Origin of the sequence: Streptomyces sp. NPDC059900 (assembly GCF_050270335.1) — a bacterium.
Classification (GTDB): Bacteria; Actinomycetota; Actinomycetes; order Streptomycetales; family Streptomycetaceae; genus Streptomyces.
Genome location: NZ_JBNNJZ010000498.1, coordinates 1 through 6,082, shown reverse-complemented (window position 1 = coordinate 6,082; position 6,082 = coordinate 1). Strand labels below are relative to the sequence as shown.

The following is a 6,082-nucleotide window of genomic DNA, read 5'->3' as shown; positions in this document are numbered from 1 at the left end:
GCTTCCGTCAGGAATGGGGCGGGCGGGTAGAGCTGCGGGGCGGGAGGGGAGCCCGGCCCCACGCACCCGCGGTCGGCGACGCGCGCGAGGGGACGTGTCGGTATTTCCGCCCGGAGCACGGTTCGCAACACTCCGGCCCCGAAGCAACAAGACGGCGCCCACCCGATAGCGAGGACGGACATACCGACGCGGCCCCGCACCCACACACGAACCGACACCGCGGCACGCACGACGGCCCGCACCCGGCAACAAGACACAAGGGATACGGACACGGCCCCCGCACCCCCCGCACAAAGCGAGGCCGCACCACACCCCGACGCACCCGCATCGAGACGCAAGACGACAAACCGGCGTGCCCCCGCCCCCACACCCCCGCACCCCCACCCGCACCGCAACAGACCCCGCGCCGCACCAGGACCGCCGTCAGGAACCCCCGGCCCCGTACCCCAACCCGCTACCGTGAGCGTGATGAGCACCGACGAGCAGCCCCAGCGCCCAGCGGACACCCCCCGGTCCCTCGCCGAGGCGCTGCGGTGCCGTGACGACGCGTCCCTCGGCGCGCTCCTCCGCGCCCGCCCGGATCTGCTCACGCCGGTTCCGAACGACCTCACCCAGCTGGCCACCCGCGCCGCCACCCGCGCCTCGGTGGTCCGCGCCCTGGAGCGGCTCGACCGGTTCGCCCAGCAGGTCGCCGAGGCACTGGCCGTAGCCCCCGAACCCGCCACGTACGAAGAGCTGCACTCCCTCGTGGCCGGAGACCAAGGCGAGGCAGGAGAGATGAGCGGCGCCGCCACCGCGGCGCTGGCCCGCGCCCTCGCCACCCTCCGCGAGCAGGCCATCGTCTGGGGCCCCGACGACCGCCTGCGCCTGGTCCGCACCGCCCGCGAACTCCTCGCCCCCGCCCCCCAGTACCCCTCCCCCACGGGCCTGGGCCCCACCGTCGCCGAGGCCACCGCGGGCATGTCGCCGAACCGTATGCAGGACATCGTGACGGCGGCCGGGCTCCCCTCCACCCACGACGCGGTCTCCGCGGTCCGCTCGCTCACCGCGCTCTTCACGGACCGCACCCGGATGTCCGCGCTCCTCGACGAGGCCCCCGCCGAGTCCGTCGAGGTCCTGTCGCGGCTCGTGTGGGGCCCGCCCTACGGCCAGGTGACCGCCGACCCGGCACGCCACCTGCGCTGGCTCCTGGACCGCGGCCTCCTGCTCCCGACCGCGCCCGGCACGGTCGTGCTCCCGCGGGAAGCGGCCCTCCACCTGCGCGCGGGCCGCGCCCACCGGCAGCTCGAACCGGCGCCCCCCGCCGTCGGCACGCTGCGCGAACACCGTCCACAGGCTGTGGACGCCGCGGCGGCCAGCCAGGCGTACATGGCGCTCGACACCGTCGAGGAACTCCTCAAGGACTGGGACGAGGGCGGCCCCGCCGTGCTCCGCGCGGGCGGCCTCAGCGTGCGCGACCTGAAGCGCACGGCGGTCGCCCTGGACGTACCGGAGCCGGTGGCCGCCTTCTGGGTGGAACTGGCCTACGCGGCGGGCCTCGTGGCGTCGGACGGCGAGGCGGACGAGCGGTACGCGGCGACCCCCGCGTACGACGACTGGCAGGAGCTGCCCGCCGCCGAGCGCTGGTCGGTCCTCGCCACGGCCTGGCTGACGGCGACCCGCACGGCGGGCCTGATCGGCGGCCGTGACGGCAAGGACCGCACCCTGTCGGCGCTTGGCCCGCACCTGGACCGCTCGTCGGCGCCGGAGATCCGGCACCGCGTGCTCACGCTCCTCACCACGCTGCCGGACGGCGCGAGCCCGACCCCCGAGTCGCTGATCGCCCGCCTGCGGTGGGAGCGCCCGCCACGCGGCGCGGCCGGCGGCAGCACACCTCCCGGCACCCCGTCCGGCAACCCGGCAGGCGCCCCGGCAACCAGCGCCGCCCCCATGGAACTGCGCGCCCGCATCGCCCAATGGACCCTGAACGAAGCGGAGTTGCTCGGCATCACGGGCCGCGGCGCGCTCTCCGCACACGGCCGGGCACTGCTCGGCTCCGAGAGCGAGGGGGACGGCACGGGCCCGGCGGCCGACCCCGCGCCCGCGTCCCCCGCCGAACTGGCCGCGTACGGAGCCCGCGCCGCCAGACTCCTCGCCCCGCTGCTGCCCGACCCCCTCGACCACGTACTGCTCCAGGCCGACCTCACCGCCGTGGCCCCCGGCCCGCTGGAGCGGCCGCTGGCCGAGACGCTCTCGGTGCTCGCCGACGTGGAGTCCAAGGGCGGGGCGACGGTGTACCGGTTCACGCCCGGCTCCGTGCGGCGGGCGCTCGACGCGGGCAAGTCCGCGTCCGACCTGCACGCCTTCCTCGCCGCACACTCCCGTACGCCGGTCCCGCAGCCCCTGGCGTACTTGATCGACGACGTCGCCCGTAAGCACGGCCACCTGCGCATCGGCGCCGCGTCCGCGTATGTGCGCTGCGACGACGAGGCCCTCCTGAACGAGATCCTCGCCGACAAGCGCTCGCAGGGCCTGCGCCTGCGCCGCCTCGCGCCCACCGTGCTCGCCGCCCAGGCCGACCCCGGGGCGCTGCTCGAAGGCCTGCGCCAGATGGGCTTCGCGCCCGCCGCGGAGAGCGCCGAGGGCGACGTACTGATCACCCGGGCGCACGCCCACCGCACCCCGCCCCGCACCGCGCCCGAGCCGGTCCACGACGGCCCGCCGCTGGCCGACGCCACGCTGACCGGCGCGGCGGTACGCGCCATCCGCGCGGGCGACCTGGCATCGACCGCCCCGCGCAGGGCGACCCCGGAGTCGGGCGGCGCGCTGCCCCGTACGACGGCGGCGGAGACCCTGGCCACGATGCAGGCCGCGGTCCTGACCAACGAGGCGGTGTGGATCGGCTATGTGAACGCCGAGGGCTCGGCGAGCCAGCGCGTGATCGCCCCGATCCGGGTGGAGGGCGGCTTCGTGACGGCGTACGACCACACGGCGGACGAGGTCAGGACGTACCCCCTGCACCGCGTCACGGGAGTCGCGGAGCTCGCCGACGACTGAGCCGCCCCGCAGGACCCGCTCCGGCGGCCCCACCCCGGCGGGCCGCCCCCGGGAACGTGAGCCAGGACGCAGCCAGGGCCGTATACACGCGCCATGCGGCACACTGGACGTTTGGCTTACCGAAAGGGTGCGCGCGTGAATGGTCCCCTGATCGTCCAGTCGGACAAGACTCTCCTGCTCGAGGTCGACCACGAGCAGGCGGAGGCCTGCCGTCGTGTCATCGCACCCTTCGCGGAACTGGAGCGTGCCCCCGAGCACATCCACACCTACCGCGTGACGCCGCTGGGCCTGTGGAACGCCCGTGCGGCGGGGCACGACGCCGAGCAGGTCGTGGACGCGCTTGTGGAGTACTCCCGCTATCCCGTGCCGCACGCCCTGCTCGTGGACATCGCCGAGACGATGGCGCGCTACGGCCGGCTCACGCTCTCCAAGCACCCCACCCACGGCCTCGTCCTGACCACCAATGACCGGCCGGTCCTGGAAGAGATCCTGCGGTCCAAGAAGGTGCAGCCGCTCGTCGGCGAGCGGGTCGACGCGGACACCGTCGTCGTCCACCCGTCCGAGCGCGGCCAGGTCAAGCAGACGCTCCTGAAGCTGGGCTGGCCCGCCGAGGACCTCGCCGGGTACGTCGACGGCGAGGCGCACCGCATCGACCTCGCGGAGGACGGCTGGAGCCTGCGGCCGTATCAGAAGCAGGCGGTCGAGGGGTTCTGGCACGGCGGCAGCGGTGTGGTCGTGCTGCCCTGCGGCGCCGGAAAGACGCTGGTCGGAGCCGGTGCCATGGCCGAGGCCAAGGCGACGACGCTGATCCTGGTGACCAACACGGTCTCGGCACGGCAGTGGAAGCACGAGCTGATCAAGCGGACCTCGCTGACCGAGGACGAGATCGGCGAGTACAGCGGGACCCGCAAGGAGATCCGCCCGGTCACCATCGCCACGTACCAGGTCCTGACGACGAAGCGGAAGGGCGTCTACCCGCACCTGGAGCTCTTCGACTCCCGCGACTGGGGCCTGGTCATCTACGACGAGGTGCACCTGCTGCCCGCCCCCGTCTTCAAGTTCACCGCCGACCTCCAGGCCCGCCGCCGCCTGGGCCTGACGGCCACGCTGGTGCGGGAGGACGGCCGGGAGTCCGACGTCTTCTCCCTCATCGGCCCCAAGCGGTTCGACGCTCCGTGGAAGGAGATCGAGGCGCAGGGCTACATCGCGCCCGCGGACTGCGTCGAGGTGCGGGTCAACCTGACGGACTCGGAGCGGCTCGCGTACGCGACGGCCGAGGCGGAGGAGAAGTACCGCTTCTGCGCCACGACGGCCACGAAGCGCAAGGTGACGGAAGCGCTCGTCAAGAAGCACGCGGGCGAGCAGACCCTGGTCATCGGCCAGTACATCGACCAGCTGGACGAGCTGGGCGAGCATCTGGACGCGCCGGTCATCAAGGGCGAGACGACGAACGCGCAGCGCGAGAAGCTGTTCGACGCGTTCCGCGAGGGCGAGATCTCCGTCCTCGTCGTCTCGAAGGTCGCGAACTTCTCGATCGACCTGCCCGAGGCTACGGTCGCCATTCAGGTGTCCGGGACGTTCGGCTCCCGGCAGGAGGAGGCACAGCGGCTGGGTCGTGTGCTGCGTCCGAAGGCCGACGGTCATGAGGCCCGCTTCTACTCCGTCGTGGCCCGGGACACCATCGATCAGGACTTCGCGGCGCATCGGCAGCGGTTCCTTGCTGAGCAGGGATACGCGTACCGGATCGTGGACGCGGACGAACTGCTCGCCGGCAGCTGAGCAGCAGGGCCAGGGCGAGGAGCGGGTAGGGCGAGGCCAGCGGCTGCTGCCAGACGGGCAGCCGCAGGTCCAGGTCGCCCTGGTGCGGGACCAGCCACAGGGTGCGGGCCGTGAAGAGGGCCGCCACCGCCGCGGTCAGGCGGGGGCGGCCTTCGGCGATGAGCAGGGTCAGGAGCGGTACGCACCAGATCCAGTGGTGGGACCAGCTGATGGGTGACACCAGGAGGGCGATGGCCGCCGTGAGCAGAACGCCACGCGGCTCGCTCGCGGTACGGCTCGCGAGCCATAGCCCGGCCGCGGCGACGAGGGCCGCGGGTACGACCCACACGAGCCCCGGATGCGGGTCGTGCGTGACCCTCGCGACCAGGCCCTGAAGCGACTGGTTGTCGACGATCCAGGCCTTGCCCACGCGGCCCGTCTCGAAGATCCGGCGGGTCCAGAAGTCGACGCTGGCCGCGGGCAGTGCGAGCACGCCGAGCGCGACGGTCCCGGCGAGGGAGACCGTGGCGGTCACCCCTTCGCGTACGCGCCCGGTGAGGAACAGATACGCGATGAAGATCGCCGGAGTGAGCTTGATCCCGGCGGCGACCCCGATCGCGAAGCCCTTGCCGACGGCGCCGGGGGGCCTGGTCAGGTCCCAGAGGACGAGGCAGGCGAGGGCGAGGTTGATCTGCCCGAAGACGATCGTCTGGAAGACGGGCTCCAGCCACAGGGCGAGGGCGGTCCCCGCGAGGAGGGGCGCGAGGCGGGTGGGGATGCGGGCGAGGCGGCAGGAGAGGTGGACGAGCACCGCGAGGAGGACGAGGTTCCCCGCGATGAAGGCGAGCTTGAGTACGGGCAGGGGCAGCCAGGTGGTCGGTACGAAGAGGATGGCGGCGAACGGCGGATACGTGGCCGGAAGCTCCCACGCCGTCACGGTGAACCCGTAGAGATCCCGCCCGTCGACCACGGCGGCACCTTCGGCCCGGTAGACGAGGGTGTCGGCCATGGGGATGCGCTGGGCGAGGCAGAGCGCGGCCAGCGCGCCGAGAGAAACCAGCAGCAGGAGAGCAGAACCTCTCACACGCCGTGACGTCGCACTTACTCTCAGTTCCTCCACGGCGTGACCCTAGTGGATCTCCAAAGCTGCGGGGTAAACGGGCGGGCGGACGGGAGAGCCCGTCCGGCACGACCCATGACGCGGGACAAACGGGCGGGTGGGCGGGAGAGCCTGTTCGGCACGACCCAAAGCGCGGGGCGCGCCCCCCCCCCCCCCCCCCCGGGGGGG

At 73.3% G+C, this 6,082-nt stretch carries 2 protein-coding genes and 1 pseudogene; 2 read left to right on the top strand and 1 reads right to left on the bottom strand.

From position 1 onward, the window contains the following. The first annotated feature begins 468 nt into the window (after positions 1 to 468). Both ACQKIP_RS37245 and ACQKIP_RS37240 read left to right on the top strand, forming a co-directional pair. Positions 469 to 3,036, top strand: a complete 2,568-nt coding sequence (locus ACQKIP_RS37245; RefSeq protein ID WP_365860335.1) for a helicase C-terminal domain-containing protein — start codon at positions 469 to 471, stop codon at positions 3,034 to 3,036. A gap of 135 nt (positions 3,037 to 3,171) precedes the next feature. Next, a complete protein-coding gene (locus tag ACQKIP_RS37240; RefSeq protein WP_365860334.1) occupies positions 3,172 to 4,815 on the top strand; it encodes a DNA repair helicase XPB in 1,644 nt (547 codons plus the stop codon). Positions 4,816 to 5,086: 271 nt separating this feature from the next. Here ACQKIP_RS37240 and ACQKIP_RS37235 read toward each other — a convergent pair. Further along, positions 5,087 to 5,803: pseudogene (locus tag ACQKIP_RS37235) on the bottom strand (glycosyltransferase 87 family protein); the annotation flags it as partial. Between the last annotated feature and the right edge of the window lie 279 nt (positions 5,804 to 6,082).

Excerpts from the sequence above, each read along its gene's own strand:
- ACQKIP_RS37245 (WP_365860335.1), top strand. The coding sequence starts at position 469 with ATGAGCACCGACGAGCAGCCCCAGCGCCCAGCGGACACCCCCCGGTCC.